Raw genomic sequence first — 14,965 nt, 5'->3', positions numbered from 1 at the left:
CCAGAAAGATCATCGTCACTCTCAACGCCATGATGAAATCAAGAACCCCCTTCCACCCCTAAACTACAGTTGCCGGCTCAAGGCCGCGATGACATCGAGGATGCGTTGGCATCCCACAACGTCGCCAAGACAAAGGCCCGGAGCTTGCCCTCCGGGCCTTCTTCAGTTCAGTCCAGACTATGTCTGGTCACCCCAGATGCGCCAGCACCGCGAGCAACAACAGCGCCACGATATTGGTGATCTTGATCATCGGGTTGACGGCCGGGCCGGCCGTGTCCTTGTAGGGGTCGCCGACGGTGTCGCCGGTGACCGAGGCCTTGTGGGCATCCGAGCCCTTGAGGTGCTTGACGCCGTGGCTGTCGGTGAAGCCGTCCTCGAAGCTCTTCTTGGCATTGTCCCAGGCGCCGCCGCCGGCGGTCATGGAAATGGCGACGAAGAGGCCAGTGACGATGACGCCCATCAGCATGGCGCCCAGCGCCGAGAAGCCGGCAGCGGCGCCCGCGATCCAGTAGATCACGAAGAACACCACGATGGGGCTCAGCACCGGGAGCAGGCTCGGCACGATCATTTCCTTGATCGCCGCCTTGGTCAGCATGTCGACTGCCCGGCCATAGTCGGGCTTGTCGGTGCCGGCCATGATGCCCGGCTTTTCCTTGAACTGGCGGCGCACTTCCACCACGACCGACTGGGCGGCACGGCCCACGGCGGTCATGCTCATGCCGCCGAAGAGGAACGGCAGCAAGCCACCGAACAACAGGCCCACCACGACATAAGGATCGGCCAATGAGAAGCTGAGCGAGCCGAGGCCGAAGAAGATCGAGCCTTCCACCGCATCGCGGGAGAAGTAGATCAGGTCCTGCGTATAGGCCGCGAACAGCACCAGAGCGCCGAGGCCCGCCGAACCGATGGCATAGCCCTTGGTGACGGCCTTGGTGGTGTTGCCCACAGCGTCGAGCGCATCGGTATTGTGCCGCACTTCCGCGTCGAGGCCGGCCATTTCGGCAATGCCACCGGCATTGTCGGTAACCGGACCAAAGGCGTCGAGCGCCACCACGATACCGGCCAAAGCCAGCATGGTGGCGACGGCGAAGGCGATGCCGAAGAGACCGGCAAGGTTATAGGTGATGATGATGCCGGCAATGATGACGATGGCCGGCAGGGCCGTCGATTCCAGCGACACCGCGAGGCCCTGGATAACGTTGGTGCCATGGCCGGTAACCGAGGCTTCGGCGATGGAATTCACCGGGCGCCGGTTGGTGCCGGTATAGTATTCGGTGATGACGATGATCAGCCCGGTAATGACCAGGCCCGCCACGCCGCACCAGAACAGGCTCCACGGGGTAAAGGTCTTGTCGGTCGCTGCGATGGCGACGTTGAGATCGCCGTTGAACACGAAATAGAGCACCGGCAGCAGCGCAACCAGCGACAGGACGCCGGTGGCGATGATGCCCTTGTAGAGCGCGCCCATGATGTTGTTGTCGGCGCCCAGCTTGACGAAATAGGTGCCGATGATCGAGGTGACGACGCAGGCGCCGCCGATGGCCAGCGGCAGCACCATGCCGATGAGCTTGAAGGCATCGGGCAGGATGATGGCGGCCAGGACCATGGTGGCGACGATGGTCACCACATAGGTTTCGAACAGGTCGGCGGCCATGCCGGCGCAGTCGCCGACATTGTCGCCCACATTGTCGGCAATGGTGGCCGGGTTGCGCGGATCGTCTTCGGGAATGCCGGCTTCCACCTTGCCCACCATGTCGCCACCCACATCGGCACCCTTGGTGAAGATGCCGCCGCCGAGACGGGCGAAGATGGAAATGAGCGAGGCGCCGAAGCTGAGGGCGACCAGCGCATCGATGACGGTGCGGCTGGTGGGCTCGAAGCCCAGCATCTGGGTCAGCACCATGAAATAGAGCGTGACGCCGAGCAGGCCGAGGCCCGCCACCAGCATGCCGGTGACCGCGCCCGACTTGAAGGCGAGGTCGAGCCCTTTGGCGAGCGAAGACGTCGCCGCCTGGGCCACGCGCACATTGGCGCGCACCGACACATTCATGCCGATGAAGCCCGCGGCGCCACTCAGCACCGCGCCGAGCAGGAAGCCGATGGCGGCATAGATGCCGAGCAGGAAGAAGGCGGCGATCAGGATGACCACGCCGACAATGCCGATCGTGGTATATTGCCGCTTGAGATAGGCCGATGCGCCTTCCCGGACGGCAGCCGAGATTTCCTGCATACGGGCCGAACCGCTATCGGCGGCCAGCAATTGCTGCGTCGTATAAACGCCATAGACGATGGACAGAGCGCCGCACAGGACGATCAGCCAGAGTGCCAAAGTCATCAGAATAGTCCCTCTAGATTTTTCCTCCGGGGACTCCACGCAAACCCGATGCCGGTCCTCCAACCCGCATGGCATGCCCTCCTGGAGCCCCTTCCGGGGAGGAGATTAACGGGATTGTTTGGTTAAGCAATGGATATTGCGATGCTTTGTCGCAGTCGGGCCTAGCGTGTGATCGTGAGGCCACCGGGCCTGGGCGCGACCGATGGCTTGCCGCCACCCGGCGTCCGGCCCGGATCGACCATGACGCTGTCGACATTGACATGCGGCAGGCGGGCGCCGCCCACCCGCGTCCAGACCTCGCATTCGCCTTGCGGCGTGGGGCAGACGATGGTCGAACCATCGACGACGATGACGATCACCTCGCCACCGCTATTGTCATAGATCACCTTGCAGCCGGGGCGCGACTCGCAGGCGCGGGCGGCGTCGATCCCCTTCATGGCAAAGGCGGGCAATGGGGAGAGTATGGTCAAGGCCGCGACTGCGGCACACAGCAAACGACGTTCCATTCAAATCCTCCGGTTCGGGACCAGCAAGTCCCGCCATGAGGATCGGCTTTACGAACTGAACGGCGGCTGAATGCGCTCAGCCGAGCACATCGACGCCCGCGGCGAGAACGGCACCATCGCCACTGATCGTCAGCGTCTTGAACCGGCTGGTATCGCCCGCTGCGACCACTATGGCTGACTTCGGCACGCCCAGCGCCTTGCCCAGCAGCGCCACCACTGCCGCATTGGCCTTGCCCCTGTCGGGCGCGGCGCTGACGCGGAGGCGGAGGACGGCGTTTCCGTCATCGCGCAACTCGACGCCCTCGATGACATCGCGGCCGGCATTGGGTGTGACGCGAACAAAAAGGTTCAGCCCGCCGGGGCCGGGCCGATAGCATTTGGCGGGCTGCGTCAGGGCTAGATGCCGGCGCGCGCCACGGCGGGATAGATGTAATAGCCGATGATCTGCTGGATGAAGAAGATGACGATGAAAGCGATGATCGGCGAAATATCGAGGCCGGAGAAATTCGGCATGATGCGGCGGATGGGCCTGAGGACCGGCTCGGTGAGCTGATTGAGCACGCGCCACAGGCCCTCAACGAAACCATTGCGTGTATTGATCACGTTGAAGGAGATCAGCCAGCTCATGATGATCATGGCGATCAGCACCCAACGATAGAGATCGAGGATGAGCAGGATGATATCGAGCACGGCGCGCATGGGCGTCTCCGGTTAGCAGGCTCCGGAATACTTAGTGGCTGTCGGGCCGTGCGGCAAGAGCTGAGCCAAAGGCATGAGAGCCTCGCTCCGGTCGCACGGAACGAGGCCCCAATGACTGACATCCGGTACGCAAAACTACACTCTCCGGACGCGATTGCCATTGCACGAAACGTGCCAGGTGGCGGAGCCCCGGAAACCGGCGGGCAGGGATTAAAGTATTATGAACATTCGTAATTTGCGACGGATGTTGCGTGGCAGAATGCGAGGCGTGTTGCAGAATGCGACTGCATCGGCCTGCATCGCTCAGGGGGAAGAGGATGTGGAGCGGCTCGGTTTCCAGGTGACGACCTTGAGAAGATACAGCGCCACCACCAGGCCCAGCACGATATAGCTCAACGGATCGAGCACCACCTCGATCACCTCGTAATGCTCGTGCAGGATAAAGCCGGCCAGGGTCAGGAAGGTGTTCCAGATCAGCGCGCCGCTGGTCGAGGCGGCGAGGAAAACCGGCAGGCTCATGCGCGACAGTCCGGCGGGAATGGAAATCAGCGTCCGGATCAGCGGGATCAGCCGGCCGAACAGCACGATGATCGGACCGAAGCGGGTAAACCAGCGCACGGCCATGTCGATCTCGTCGGCATTGAAGGCCATGATCCGCCCGAAGCGGTCGGCCAGCCGGCGCACCCGCTCGAGCCCGAACAGCCGCCCGACGAAATACCATGGCAGCATGCCGGCCACCGCGCCGATCGTGGCCGCGGCAAGGACGCCGAAAAGGTTGAGATCGCCATTGGCGGCGGCAAAGCCGGCAAAGGGGATGATGAGTTCGGACGGGATGGGCGGGAAGATGGACTCGGCCAGCATGACGAGGAAGATGCCGACATAGCCGAGATCGGAAATGGTCTGGATGATCCAGTCGGTCATGGCGTCACCTGCCTCCCCATAGCACTCATGTCACTTCTGGCTGTCGTCCAGGCTATCGGCCCCTGCGCCTCCCTCCCCCTTGAGGGGAGGGAATGAGGGTGGGGGTCCCGCAGTAACCCACTGAATTACCCCCTCCCCAGCTTTGCCAAGGCCCTGCGGGCCAGGCGTCGCTACCCTCCCCTCAAGGGGGAGGGTGGGCAGGAGGCGAAAATGATCCGGCTCAGCTCGCCTTCTGCGCGCGCATATTGCGCTTGCGGTCATTGGGGTCGAGCCACATCTTGCGCAGGCGGATCGACTTGGGGGTGACCTCGACATATTCGTCATCGGCGATATAGCCGATCGACTGTTCCAGGGTCAGCTTCTTGGGCGTGGTCAGGCGCACCGCTTCGTCCTTGGACGTGGTGCGGATATTGGTGAGCTGCTTGCCCTTGAGCGCGTTCACTTCCAGATCGTTCTCGCGGCTATGCTCGCCGATGATCATGCCTTCATAGATGTCGACGCCGGCATCGATCATGATCGGGCCGCGGTCTTCCAGGTTCCACAGCGCGAAGGCCACCGACTGGCCGGTGCCATTGGAGATCAGCACGCCGGTCCGACGGCTGGCCAGCTCGCCCTTGAACGGGGCGAATTCATGGAACAGGCGGTTGAAGATGGCGGTGCCGCGCGTGTCGCTCAGCAGTTCGGCCTGGTAGCCGATCAGCGAGCGGGTGGGCACCAGCAGACGAATACGGGTACGCCCGACGCCCGAGGGGCGCATGTCGGTCAGTTCGCCCTTGCGCTCGGTCAGCTTCTGCACCACGGCGCCGGTATGCTCGTCATCGACGTCGATGATGACTTCCTCGATCGGCTCCAGCTTCTGGCCGTTTTCTTCCTTGTACAGCACTTTCGGGCGGCCGATGGTCAGCTCGAACCCTTCGCGGCGCATGTTCTCGATCAGCACGGCCAGCTGCAATTCGCCACGGCCGGCCACGTCGAAACTGTCATTGTCGGTGCCCGGCGTCACCTTGATGGCGACATTGCCTTCGGCTTCGCGCATCAGGCGCTCGCGGATGACGCGCGACTGCACCTTGTCGCCTTCGCGACCGGCCAGGGGCCCATCATTGATGCGGAAGGTCACCGACAGGGTCGGCGGATCGATGGGCTTGGACGCCAGCGGCTCAGTGACCGACGGCACGGCGATCGTATCGGCAACCGTCGTGGTCTCGAGACCGGCAATGGCGACGATATCGCCGGCTTCGCCGATATCGATCGGGTTGCGCTCGAGGCCGCGGAAGGCCAGTACCTTGGAAACACGGCCCTTTTCGACAATCTTGCCTTCGCGGTTGAGCGTGTGGATGGCATCGCCCGCCTTGACCGAACCGGAGAAGATGCGGCCGGTCAGGATGCGGCCGAGGAAGGGGTTGCGCTCGATAGTAGTGACCAGCATGCGGAACGGGCCGGTTTCGACCTTGGGCTCGGGCACATGCTCGATGACCTTGTCGAGCAGCGGCGCCAGGCTTTCGCGGGCGCCATCGGGCTCGTTGGCCATCCAGCCCAGCTTGGCCGCGCCGTAGAGCACGGGGAAATCGAGCTGTTCGGGGGTGGCGTCCAGTGCAATGAACAGGTCGAAGATTTCTTCGAGCACTTCGAGATGCCGCTCGTCGGCCTTGTCGATCTTGTTGATGGCCACGATCGGCCGCAGCCCCTGGGCCAGCGCCTTGCCAAGCACGAACTTGGTCTGCGGCATCGGGCCTTCGGCCGCATCGACCAGCAGCACGACGCCATCGACCATGGAGAGGATGCGCTCGACTTCACCGCCAAAGTCGGCGTGACCGGGCGTATCGACGATATTGATGCGGGTGTCTTTCCACAGCAGCGACGTGACCTTGGCCAGGATGGTGATGCCGCGCTCGCGCTCGATATCGTTGCTGTCCATGGCGCGCTCTTCGACGCGCTCGTTTTCGCGGAAGGAACCGGACTGTTTGAGCAGCACGTCGATCAGCGTGGTCTTGCCGTGGTCGACGTGGGCGATGATGGCGATATTGCGCAGGGACATAAAGGGTCGGCCTCTGGGTGGCATGATCCCAGAACCGGGTCCGCTTCTTGGGGAGGCGGACTGCAACGGACGAACCATGCGGGAATGAACGCACACCAGCTCCCGCAAGCACAGGATTGGCGCATTTGGCGCTGCCATACAGGAACAATGGCTTTTCCACAAGCGCAGGGCGCGCAGAGGTGGGTTGCAGGTGTCGGAGTGATGCGAAATGGCAGGCTCCGCGGCAATGGTCGCCGTCCCCGCGTCGATCATTTTTTAACCACGATTGTTCATGCTTGGCAGCATTGCCTATGTGGAGAGCTGCCATGACGCGTTGCCTGTGCCTCCTGGTATTGTCGAGCCTGACCCTCGTTCCCGGGGCAAGGGCCGCCGACATCTATCCCGCATTCGACGCACGGGGCAGCTACGGCCAGTCCGGCTATGACTGGTCCGGCGCCTATCTCGGCGCTCATGTCGGCTATGGCTGGGGCGGCGCCAGCAATGACTTTCTCCACGTCGTAACACTGACCTGGGACCCCGATGGCGACATCGACTACCAAAGCGCCACGGGCGGCCTTCAGGTCGGCTATCAACAGCAGCAGCAGAGTGTAGTTTTCGGCGTCGAGGCTGATCTGAGCCTGGGCCGCTATCTCGGCGACGATTCCCAGGCCGCCGGCCGGATCAACGAGATCGAGATCAATGCTCTGGGCACGTTGCGCGGACGGCTGGGCTGGGCGCATGACAGCCTGCTCGTCTACGGCACGGCAGGCCTGGTGGCGGCAAGTTTCACCAAGCGCGAGGCCAATGACCCGCCAATCGCCGCACAACTGGCCGGGGGCTGGGCCGCCAGCGGTGGCGTCGAGCTGGCCCTGGACGACCATTGGCGCCTCCGCGCCGAATACCTGCACATCCGCCTCGGCAGTGTCGAGACCGCCATCCCGATTGGCTACATGCACCGGGCCAATACGCCATCGCTCAATGTGCTGCGCGCCGGCGTGAACTACAGCTTCTAGCGCCCGGCGCTACCGGCTCAGGACGCTTTCTTGCTTTTGACCTGGGTGCTGACCGCTTCGGAATGGAGTAGGTTGGCGAGGGCCGCCGCCGGCAGCGGCGGGGAGAACAGGAAACCCTGGACTTCCGAAGCGCCCTGAGCGCGGACCATTTCGAGCTGTTCCTCGGTCTCGACGCCCTCGGCCGTGGTCGACATGCCCAGCGACTGGCCCAGCCCGATCACCGCCTTGATGATGGCCTGGCTGTCGCCGCGGCTGGTCAAGTCACGCATGAAGCTGCGGTCGATCTTGATCTTGTCGAAGGGGAAGCTGCGCAGATAGCTGAGCGATGAATAGCCGGTACCGAAATCGTCCATCGAGATGCGCACGCCCATGGCGCGCAGGTCATGCAGCACCTTGAGATTGGTATCGTTCTCGGCCAGCAGCAGGCTTTCGGTGATTTCGAGTTCCAGCCGCGTCGCCGGAATGCGGGCCTCGGACAGCGCCGATTTGACCAGACCCAAGAGGTCGCGGCTCTTGAACTGGATCGGCGAGAGGTTGACCGCGACGCGAATATCGCCCGGCCAGCTCGCCGCCGTCTTGCAGGCTTCGCGCAATACCCACTCGCCGATGGAGACGATGAGCCCGGTTTCCTCGGCAATGGGAATGAATTCCACGGGCGAGATGGTACGGCCTTCGTGATCCCAGCGCAGCAGCGCCTCGACACAGGTAACGCGGTTTTCCTTGAGCCCCAGCAGCGGCTGGAACATCAGCCGCAATTCCTCGCGCTGCAGGGCCAGGCGCAACCCGGCCTCAATGGAACGGCGCGACTGCAGGTCGGCATCCATGCCGGTTTCGAAGAAATGGTAGGTCGAGCGGCCTTCGCTCTTGGCCTTGTAGAGCGCCAGGTCGGCATTCTTGACCAGCGCATCGGTCTTGACCCCGTCGCCCGGCCCGATGGCGATGCCGACGCTGGCCCCGATCTCGATCTGCTGGCCGCCGATCAGCATGGGCGTGCCGATGGACTTGATGATGCGGTCGGCCACCTTGGCGGCATCGGCCGCGCTGTCGATGGGTCGCATCAAAAGGGCAAATTCGTCGCCGCCCAGCCGCGCCAGCACGTCGGTCTCGCGTGTCGTGCCCCAGAGCCGGGCCGAAGCCTGCTTGATGACTTCGTCGCCCACCGCATGGCCCAAAGTGTCGTTGACCGCCTTGAAGTGGTCGAGGTCGATATAGAGCACGGCCGCCATTTCCCCGCGGCTGAGACCAGCCTCGGTCTTGGCCATCTGTTCGAGGAATTCGATGCGGTTGGGCAGATCGGTCAGGGCGTCATGGCGGGCCAGGTGACGGATACGGGCCTCGTTCTGCCGCTGCTCGGTAATATCCTCATGCGTCGAGACCCAGCCGCCATCCTTCATTGGATGATGCTGCATCATGATGGTGCGGCCATTGAGCTCGTGGATGTTCTTGCCATATTCGCGCCGGTTGATCACATCGCGGCGCCATTCGACATATTCTTCGCGCGTGCCGCCGGCGCTCATGCCCACATCGAACAGATGGCTGAGAATGTCTTCCAGCTGCGTGCCCGGCCGCAGCAGGGCGGAAGGCAGGTTGTAGATGCGCGCATAGGGCTCGTTGCAGATCACCAGCCGCCCCCTGGCATCCATCATGCAGAGACCCTGGCTGATATTGTTCACCGCCGCGTCGAGCCGGATATTCTGCCGCTCCAGCTCCAGCTTGCGCTTCTGCACCAGTTCGGTCTGGGCGATTTCGTCGGTGATGTCCTCATGCGTCACCACCCAGCCCAGTGCTGGCGAATAGATATGGGCGGTCTCGATCGTGCGGCCACCATGCACGGCCTCCTGCCGCTTGGCGCGGGCGCCGCTGCGATTGGCCAGCAATTCGCCGGTATAGATTTCGTAGAATTCTTCCGGATCCTGCCCGGTATGGTTGCCCAGCCGGTTGGCGAGCTGCACCACCTCTTCCAGCGTCATGCCACGATAGATAGCGTCGGGCGAAAACCCGTAAATGTCGCGGTAATGCTTGTTCCACATCACCAGCCGGAACTGGGGGGACCAGACGCAGAAGCCATAGGGGATGTTCTCGAGCGCAGCATCGAGCAGCAGCGCTTCAGCCATCTCGCTCAAGCTGCCAGCGTCTTCTGCTCGCACCGGCCGATTCTCCCGTCTCAATGCTTCTGCATGACGCTACGGGAAAGCTAGATCGTTCACGTTAACGAGCGATTAAGTTCGGACGTCGAAGGCCGGTCCGGACCATTCAGGGATGATCCGGACCGCTTGCGGGCGCAGAAATCAGCCGCGAGCCTGCTTGTTGCGCGCCGCCCAGGTCTTGAGGCGGAGACCATTGAGGCGGATGAAGCCCTCGGCATCCTTGTGGTCATAGGCCACGGCGCCTTCCTCGAAGGTCACCAGATCCATCGAGTAAAGCGAATGCGGTGAGGTGCGCGCGATAACGCTGGCGCTGCCCTTGTAGAGCTTCACCGTGACCTCGCCGGTGACATAGTCCTGGCTCTTGTCGATCAGCGCCTGCAACATGTCGCGCTCGGGCGAGAACCAGAAGCCGTTATAGATCAGCTCGGCATATTTGGGCATCAGCTCATCCTTGAGGTGAGCCTCGCCGCGATCGAGCGTGATGGATTCGATGCCGCGATGCGCCACCAGCAGGATGGCGCCGCCCGGCGTCTCATAGAGCCCGCGCGACTTCATGCCGACAAAGCGGTTTTCGACGAGATCGAGCCGGCCCACGCCATGCTTGCCGCCCAGCTCGTTGAGCTTGGTGAGCAGGCTCGCCGGCGACAACTTGACGCCGTTGACCGAAACCGGATCGCCCTTCTCAAAGCCGATGGTGATGATCTCGGGCTCGTTGGGGGCCTTTTCCGGATCGACCGTGCGCTGGGGCACATAGTCAGGGAAAGGTACCGCCGGATCTTCCAGCACCATGCCCTCCGACGAGGTGTGCAGCAGATTGGCATCGACCGAGAACGGGGCCTCGCCGCGCTTGTCCTTGGCGATCGGGATCTGGTTCTTTTCGGCATAGTTCAGCAATTGCGTACGGCTGCGCAAATCCCATTCGCGCCAGGGCGCGATGACCCTGATCGCGGGATCGAGGGCATTGGCGGTCAGCTCGAACCGCACCTGGTCATTGCCCTTGCCGGTGGCGCCATGGGAAATCGCATCGGCCCCGGTTTCCTGGGCGATTTCCACCAGCCGCTTGGCGATCAGCGGGCGGGCGATGGAGGTGCCGAGCAGATACTGGCCCTCATAGACCGTATTGGCGCGGAACATCGGGAACACGAAATCGCGCACGAATTCCTCGCGCAGATCCTCGATGCGGATATCCTTGATGCCGAACATCTCGGCCTTCTTGCGCGCCGGCTCCAGCTCTTCGCCCTGGCCGAGGTCGGCGGTGAAGGTCACCACCTCGCAATTATAGGTCTCCTGCAGCCATTTGAGGATAATGGAGGTGTCGAGGCCGCCCGAATAGGCCAGCACGACCTTCTTGATGTCTTTTGCCATGGTAAGTCTCGGTAGGGGATGGCCGTGGTGGGCCCAAAATCGGGCGCACCCTAGTCAGGAGCGGGCTTTGGTGCAATTGTCCGAGCCAAGATTCTTGAGCATCACGCCATGCCCGCCCTCATCCCCGACCTGCCCGTCATCCTCGCCTTTGCGCTAGCGACCGTTGTGCTGGCGATAACGCCCGGTCCCGACATGGCTTTGCAGATGTCGCGGGCCATCAATTACGGCCGGGTCCACGGCCTGGCCGCGATGTTCGGCGCCATGGCGGGCATTCTGGTGCACACCATGCTGGTCGCCTTCGGCATTTCCATCCTCATCATCGCCGCCCCGCCGCTGTTCCTGGCGCTCAAGCTCGCCGGCGCCGTCTACCTGCTATGGCTGGCCTACCAGGCCGTCTTCCATGGCGGCGGGCTGCGCCTGGCCGAGGCAGCCAAGCGGGTGCCCACCGTGCGGCAGAGCTTTGCCACCGGTATCGGCATCAACCTGCTCAACCCCAAGGTGGTGCTGTTCTTCGTGACCTTCCTGCCCCAGTTCGTCGACGCCCATGACCCCGGCGCGACCGGCAAGCTGATCTTCCTCGGCCTCGAATTCGTGGCCCTGTCGATCCCCCTGGGCATCGTCACCGTGCTGCTGGCGGAAAAACTGGCTTCCGCCTTCCGCTCCAGCAAGTGGGTCGAACGGGCGCTCAACTGGAGCTTTGCCGCCATTTTCACCGCCTTTGCGGCGACCATCCTGACGGCGCAGGCGCGGCACTGATGAACTATCGTCACGCCTTCCACGCCGGCAATTTCGCCGACGTGGTCAAGCACTTGATCCTTGTCCGCATCATCGAATACCTGAAGCGCAAGCAGGCCGCGTTCCGGGTGCTCGATACCCATGCCGGCATCGGCCTATACGATCTCAAGGGCGACGAAGCCGGCCGCACTGGCGAATGGGTGGAGGGCATCGGCCGGGTGCTGGACGCGGGCTTCTCCGCGCCCACCGCCGAACTGATCGTGCCCTACTTTGAGGCGGTGCGGGCGCAAAACCCCGATGGCGGGCTGCGCTTCTACCCCGGCTCGCCGCTCATTACCCGGCACCTGCTGCGCGAGCAGGACCGCCTCTTCGCCCTCGAACTGCATCCTGACGATGCCGAGAAGCTGCGCGAAAACTTCGCCGGCGACATCCAGACCCGCGTCACCCATCTCGACGGCTGGGCCGCCCTGGGCACGCATCTGCCGCCGAAAGAGAAGCGCGGCCTCGTCTTGATCGATCCGCCCTTCGAGCAAAAGGGCGAGTTCAACCGCATGGTGGCAGGCCTGGTCAAAGCCCACCAGCGCTGGCCCGGCGGCATCTACGCCTTCTGGTACCCGGTCAAGGACCCGCACGAGATAGCCGAGTTTGTCGATGCCCTCGAACGCACAGGCATAAGGAGATCCTGCGCATCGAACTGAACGTCCACCCCTTCACCACCCCGCCGCGCCTGCATGGCACGGGCATGATCGTGGTCAATCCACCCTTCACGCTGGAGGCCGAGCTGAAGGTTTTGCTGCCGGAACTGGCGGGCCTGTTGGCCGAGGGCGGCAAGGGGCGTGTGCGGATGGAATGGGTGGCGGGGGAATAGCAGGAAATCAGGCTACGACCTCGAAGAAGCGCAGCAGATAACCGTCGGGGTCCTGCACACAGAACTGGCGCTGTGTGACGCTGCCCGAGGACGTACGATAGCTCTTGACTTCAAGCGGCGTGAACAGCGGCACACCCGACACGGCAAGGCGATCGAGGATGGGCGCGATCGCTTCCACCTCGATCTGGAAATTGACACCGCGCCCGAAGGGCAGTTGCAGCGGTGCGGTGATCCAGTCGCGGCCGGCGCCCAGTTGGTCGAGCATCAGCTCGGCCGCTCCCAGTTCGAGATAGGCGAACCCTTCTTCGGATCGCTCATAGCGCACCGAAAACCCAACAATGTCGCAGTAGAAGCGACGGCTGGCCCCGATGTCAGCGATGGAGAGTTCTGGAACCAGCCCGGCCATCACACCCCCGCCAGCGCGTCGCGATCCTTCTTGCTCAGCCGCTCGGTCTCGCTCTTGAGCTGGCCGCAGGCCGCGAAGATGTCGCGACCGCGCGGGGTGCGGACGGGGCTGGCATAGCCGGCCCTGTTGACGATGTCGGCGAAGCGCTCGATGCGGCTCGAAGGCGAGGTGCCGTAATTGGCGCCCGGCCAGGGATTGAACGGGATGAGGTTGATCTTGGCCGGAATACCAGCCAGCAGCCGCACCAGTTCGCGCGCTTCGGCATCGCTGTCATTGATGCCGTCGAGCATCACATATTCAAAGGTGATGCGGCGGGCATTGGAAAGGCCCGGATAGTTGCGGCAGGCTTCGAGCAGTTCTTCCAGCGGCCACTTCTTGTTGATCGGCACCAGCACGTCGCGCAGGTCGTTGTTGGTAGCATGCAGCGAGATGGCCAGCATGACGTCGATCTCGCGCCCGGTCGGCTCGATGAAGGGTACGACGCCTGAGGTCGACAGCGTGATGCGGCGTTTGCTGAGGCTCATGCCATCGCCGGCCGAGGCGATCAGCAAAGCCTGCTTGACGTTGTCGTAATTGTAGAGGGGCTCGCCCATGCCCATCATCACGATATTGGTGATGGCGCGGGTCTCGCCCGAGGGCACCAGGCCCCCGTCATCCGGCCGCACACCGCCGGGGAAATCGCCCAGCCGCTCGCGCGCCATCAGGATCTGGCCGAGGATTTCGCCGGCCGTCAGGTTGCGCACCAGCTTCTGCGTGCCGGTATGGCAGAAGGAACAGGTCAACGTACACCCCACCTGGGACGACACACAAAGCGTCCCGCGATCCTGTTCGGGAATGTAGACGGTCTCCACCTCGACCGGCGGATAGCTGGGATTGGCCGGATCGCGGAAGCGGAACAACCACTTGCGCGTACCATCGGTCGAAACCTGCTCGGTGACGATTTCCGGGCGGTCGAGGATGAAGGTGTCGGCCAGTTTCTGCCGCACCGGCTTGGCCACATTGGTCATGCGGTCGAAATCGGTGGTGCCGTTGACATAGAGCCAGTTCCACAACTGGCTGGCCCGCATGCGCGCTTCCTTGTCCGAGGCAATCCCGGCCGTGGTCAGCGCCTCTGCCAGCTGCGTCTTGGAAAGACCGATCAGCGACGGCCGGCTGGCCGCGGCAGGGCGGACGGCGGTCGAATGGTCAAGGTTCAGCGCAATGCTCATGGCGTGGCGAAAGGTCTCGAAGATGCGGGATTGGCGCGGCCAATAGCATATGGGGACGGTTTGCGCAAAGTCACGCCATCGAGAAGGAGCCTTGCACGGAGCGCGTCCATAAACTGGATCGTCACCCTCGGGCCTGACCCGAGGGCTCTATACTGGCGAAACGCCAGGCAAGTGCAGTGTCCTCGGGTCAGGCCCGAGGATGACGCTTCGTGGTTGTGGCGAAATCAGCAGCCCGAACCGATCGACTGCTGCGCCGCGGTGGCGCCGGACAGCGAATAGGTCTCCGTCACCTTGATGCCGGCAGCGGTCGTGCCCTCAACCACCATGCTCGAACCGGCGCGGATAGCGCTCGCCAGCGCGGCCGACTGGCCCGCATCGTCGAGCCAGGCCGCGTCGTTCTGGGTGAACAGGTTGAACACCTGCCCGCCGACGCTCACCGTGGCCTTGCTGTCGGGCTGGAAGGCGAAGCCGGCCACCAGGTTGAACTCGGTGGTGACATTCTCGGCGGGGCGATTGGTGATGTAGATATAGGCCTGGCTGTAGCCATCGGGCGTCGGCGCAATGCTTTCCGGCTTGGTCATGGCAAAGCACACCGCGCCCGCTGCGTCATTGGCCGCATAGCTCGACCAGGCACGATGTTCGCCCAGCATCCGCACCTGCTGGGCGCTGGCGGCGGCGGTAAGGACAAGGCTGGCAACAAGGGCCAGCGCCATGGCGGACTTGGACATCAGGGCCTCTTGGAAGCGAA

The 14,965-nt window shown here is 63.3% G+C and carries 13 protein-coding genes and 1 pseudogene; 3 read left to right on the top strand and 11 right to left on the bottom strand.

Annotated elements, in window-relative coordinates:
• Positions 1 to 187: 187 nt before the first annotated feature.
• The 6 genes from ASD80_RS08440 to typA all read right to left on the bottom strand — a co-directional run bounded on the left by ASD80_RS08440 (position 188) and on the right by typA (position 6,496).
• Positions 188 to 2,335, bottom strand: a complete 2,148-nt coding sequence (locus ASD80_RS08440) for a sodium-translocating pyrophosphatase (RefSeq protein ID WP_056231312.1) — start codon at positions 2,333 to 2,335, stop codon at positions 188 to 190.
• Positions 2,336 to 2,496: 161 nt separating this feature from the next.
• Positions 2,497 to 2,841 (bottom strand): hypothetical protein, encoded by a 345-nt coding sequence (locus tag ASD80_RS08435; RefSeq protein WP_156460376.1) that lies wholly within the window; start codon positions 2,839 to 2,841, stop codon positions 2,497 to 2,499.
• Positions 2,842 to 2,917: 76 nt separating this feature from the next.
• Positions 2,918 to 3,193: a DUF167 family protein gene (locus tag ASD80_RS08430; RefSeq protein WP_413813369.1), complete on the bottom strand. Its 276-nt coding sequence runs from the start codon at positions 3,191 to 3,193 to the stop codon at positions 2,918 to 2,920.
• 44 nt (positions 3,194 to 3,237) lie between these two features.
• Positions 3,238 to 3,540 (bottom strand): YggT family protein, encoded by a 303-nt coding sequence (locus tag ASD80_RS08425; RefSeq protein ID WP_056231306.1) that lies wholly within the window; start codon positions 3,538 to 3,540, stop codon positions 3,238 to 3,240.
• Positions 3,541 to 3,843: 303 nt separating this feature from the next.
• Positions 3,844 to 4,461, bottom strand: a complete 618-nt coding sequence (locus ASD80_RS08420) for a DedA family protein (RefSeq protein ID WP_056231303.1) — start codon at positions 4,459 to 4,461, stop codon at positions 3,844 to 3,846.
• A 220-nt stretch (positions 4,462 to 4,681) separates the two neighbouring features.
• Entirely contained in the window at positions 4,682 to 6,496 is a 1,815-nt protein-coding gene (gene typA, locus ASD80_RS08415; RefSeq protein WP_056231300.1) for a translational GTPase TypA, read from the bottom strand.
• 305 nt (positions 6,497 to 6,801) lie between these two features.
• Here typA and ASD80_RS08410 point away from each other — a divergent pair, with 305 nt between their 5' ends.
• Positions 6,802 to 7,488, top strand: coding sequence for an outer membrane protein (locus ASD80_RS08410; RefSeq protein ID WP_056231297.1), 687 nt, complete (start codon positions 6,802 to 6,804; stop codon positions 7,486 to 7,488).
• Positions 7,489 to 7,505: 17 nt separating this feature from the next.
• Here the strand turns inward: ASD80_RS08410 and ASD80_RS08405 are convergent, their stop codons facing one another.
• Positions 7,506 to 9,602, bottom strand: a complete 2,097-nt coding sequence (locus ASD80_RS08405) for a putative bifunctional diguanylate cyclase/phosphodiesterase (protein ID WP_056231293.1) — start codon at positions 9,600 to 9,602, stop codon at positions 7,506 to 7,508.
• Positions 9,603 to 9,776: 174 nt separating this feature from the next.
• Positions 9,777 to 11,000 carry an argininosuccinate synthase gene (locus ASD80_RS08400; protein WP_056231290.1) on the bottom strand — a complete coding sequence of 408 codons (1,224 nt, stop codon included), beginning with the start codon at positions 10,998 to 11,000 and terminating at the stop codon, positions 9,777 to 9,779.
• A 108-nt stretch (positions 11,001 to 11,108) separates the two neighbouring features.
• Here ASD80_RS08400 and ASD80_RS08395 point away from each other — a divergent pair, with 108 nt between their 5' ends.
• The gene (locus tag ASD80_RS08395; protein WP_056231288.1) at positions 11,109 to 11,756 is read left to right on the top strand and encodes a LysE family translocator; all 648 of its coding nucleotides are present in this window, start codon (positions 11,109 to 11,111) and stop codon (positions 11,754 to 11,756) included.
• Positions 11,756 to 12,603 (top strand): annotated as a pseudogene (locus ASD80_RS08390) (23S rRNA (adenine(2030)-N(6))-methyltransferase RlmJ). The gene ASD80_RS08395 and the pseudogene ASD80_RS08390 overlap by 1 nt, the downstream one beginning before the upstream one ends.
• 7 nt (positions 12,604 to 12,610) lie before the next feature.
• Here ASD80_RS08390 and ASD80_RS08385 read toward each other — a convergent pair.
• From ASD80_RS08385 to ASD80_RS08375, 3 genes are all read right to left on the bottom strand, one after another.
• Positions 12,611 to 13,009, bottom strand: coding sequence for a bleomycin resistance protein (locus ASD80_RS08385; RefSeq protein WP_056231285.1), 399 nt, complete (start codon positions 13,007 to 13,009; stop codon positions 12,611 to 12,613).
• Positions 13,009 to 14,217 carry a 23S rRNA (adenine(2503)-C(2))-methyltransferase RlmN gene (rlmN, locus tag ASD80_RS08380; RefSeq protein WP_056231283.1) on the bottom strand — a complete coding sequence of 403 codons (1,209 nt, stop codon included), beginning with the start codon at positions 14,215 to 14,217 and terminating at the stop codon, positions 13,009 to 13,011. Before rlmN ends, ASD80_RS08385 begins: the two co-directional genes overlap by 1 nt.
• A gap of 224 nt (positions 14,218 to 14,441) precedes the next feature.
• Positions 14,442 to 14,945 (bottom strand): invasion associated locus B family protein, encoded by a 504-nt coding sequence (locus tag ASD80_RS08375; protein WP_056231281.1) that lies wholly within the window; start codon positions 14,943 to 14,945, stop codon positions 14,442 to 14,444.
• Positions 14,946 to 14,965 lie beyond the last annotated feature (20 nt).

Source organism: Devosia sp. Root635 (assembly GCF_001427605.1).
GTDB lineage: Bacteria > Pseudomonadota > Alphaproteobacteria > Rhizobiales > Devosiaceae > Devosia.
Note: the sequence above shows the minus strand (reverse complement) of the source record. Positions and strands in the feature narration are given on the sequence as shown.

What these genes read in the sequence shown, in the direction of transcription:
- rlmN (WP_056231283.1), bottom strand. Translation starts at nt 14,217, where the DNA reads ATGAGCATTGCGCTGAACCTTGACCATTCGACCGCCGTCCGCCCTGCC.
- ASD80_RS08385 (WP_056231285.1), bottom strand. Translation starts at nt 13,009, where the DNA reads ATGGCCGGGCTGGTTCCAGAACTCTCCATCGCTGACATCGGGGCCAGC.
- ASD80_RS08425 (WP_056231306.1), bottom strand. Translation starts at nt 3,540, where the DNA reads ATGCGCGCCGTGCTCGATATCATCCTGCTCATCCTCGATCTCTATCGT.
- ASD80_RS08410 (WP_056231297.1), top strand. Translation starts at nt 6,802, where the DNA reads ATGACGCGTTGCCTGTGCCTCCTGGTATTGTCGAGCCTGACCCTCGTT.
- typA (WP_056231300.1), bottom strand. Translation starts at nt 6,496, where the DNA reads ATGTCCCTGCGCAATATCGCCATCATCGCCCACGTCGACCACGGCAAG.
- ASD80_RS08400 (WP_056231290.1), bottom strand. Translation starts at nt 11,000, where the DNA reads ATGGCAAAAGACATCAAGAAGGTCGTGCTGGCCTATTCGGGCGGCCTC.
- ASD80_RS08405 (WP_056231293.1), bottom strand. Translation starts at nt 9,602, where the DNA reads ATGGCTGAAGCGCTGCTGCTCGATGCTGCGCTCGAGAACATCCCCTAT.
- ASD80_RS08375 (WP_056231281.1), bottom strand. Translation starts at nt 14,945, where the DNA reads ATGTCCAAGTCCGCCATGGCGCTGGCCCTTGTTGCCAGCCTTGTCCTT.
- ASD80_RS08395 (WP_056231288.1), top strand. Translation starts at nt 11,109, where the DNA reads ATGCCCGCCCTCATCCCCGACCTGCCCGTCATCCTCGCCTTTGCGCTA.
- ASD80_RS08435 (WP_156460376.1), bottom strand. Translation starts at nt 2,841, where the DNA reads ATGGAACGTCGTTTGCTGTGTGCCGCAGTCGCGGCCTTGACCATACTC.
- ASD80_RS08420 (WP_056231303.1), bottom strand. Translation starts at nt 4,461, where the DNA reads ATGACCGACTGGATCATCCAGACCATTTCCGATCTCGGCTATGTCGGC.
- ASD80_RS08440 (WP_056231312.1), bottom strand. Translation starts at nt 2,335, where the DNA reads ATGACTTTGGCACTCTGGCTGATCGTCCTGTGCGGCGCTCTGTCCATC.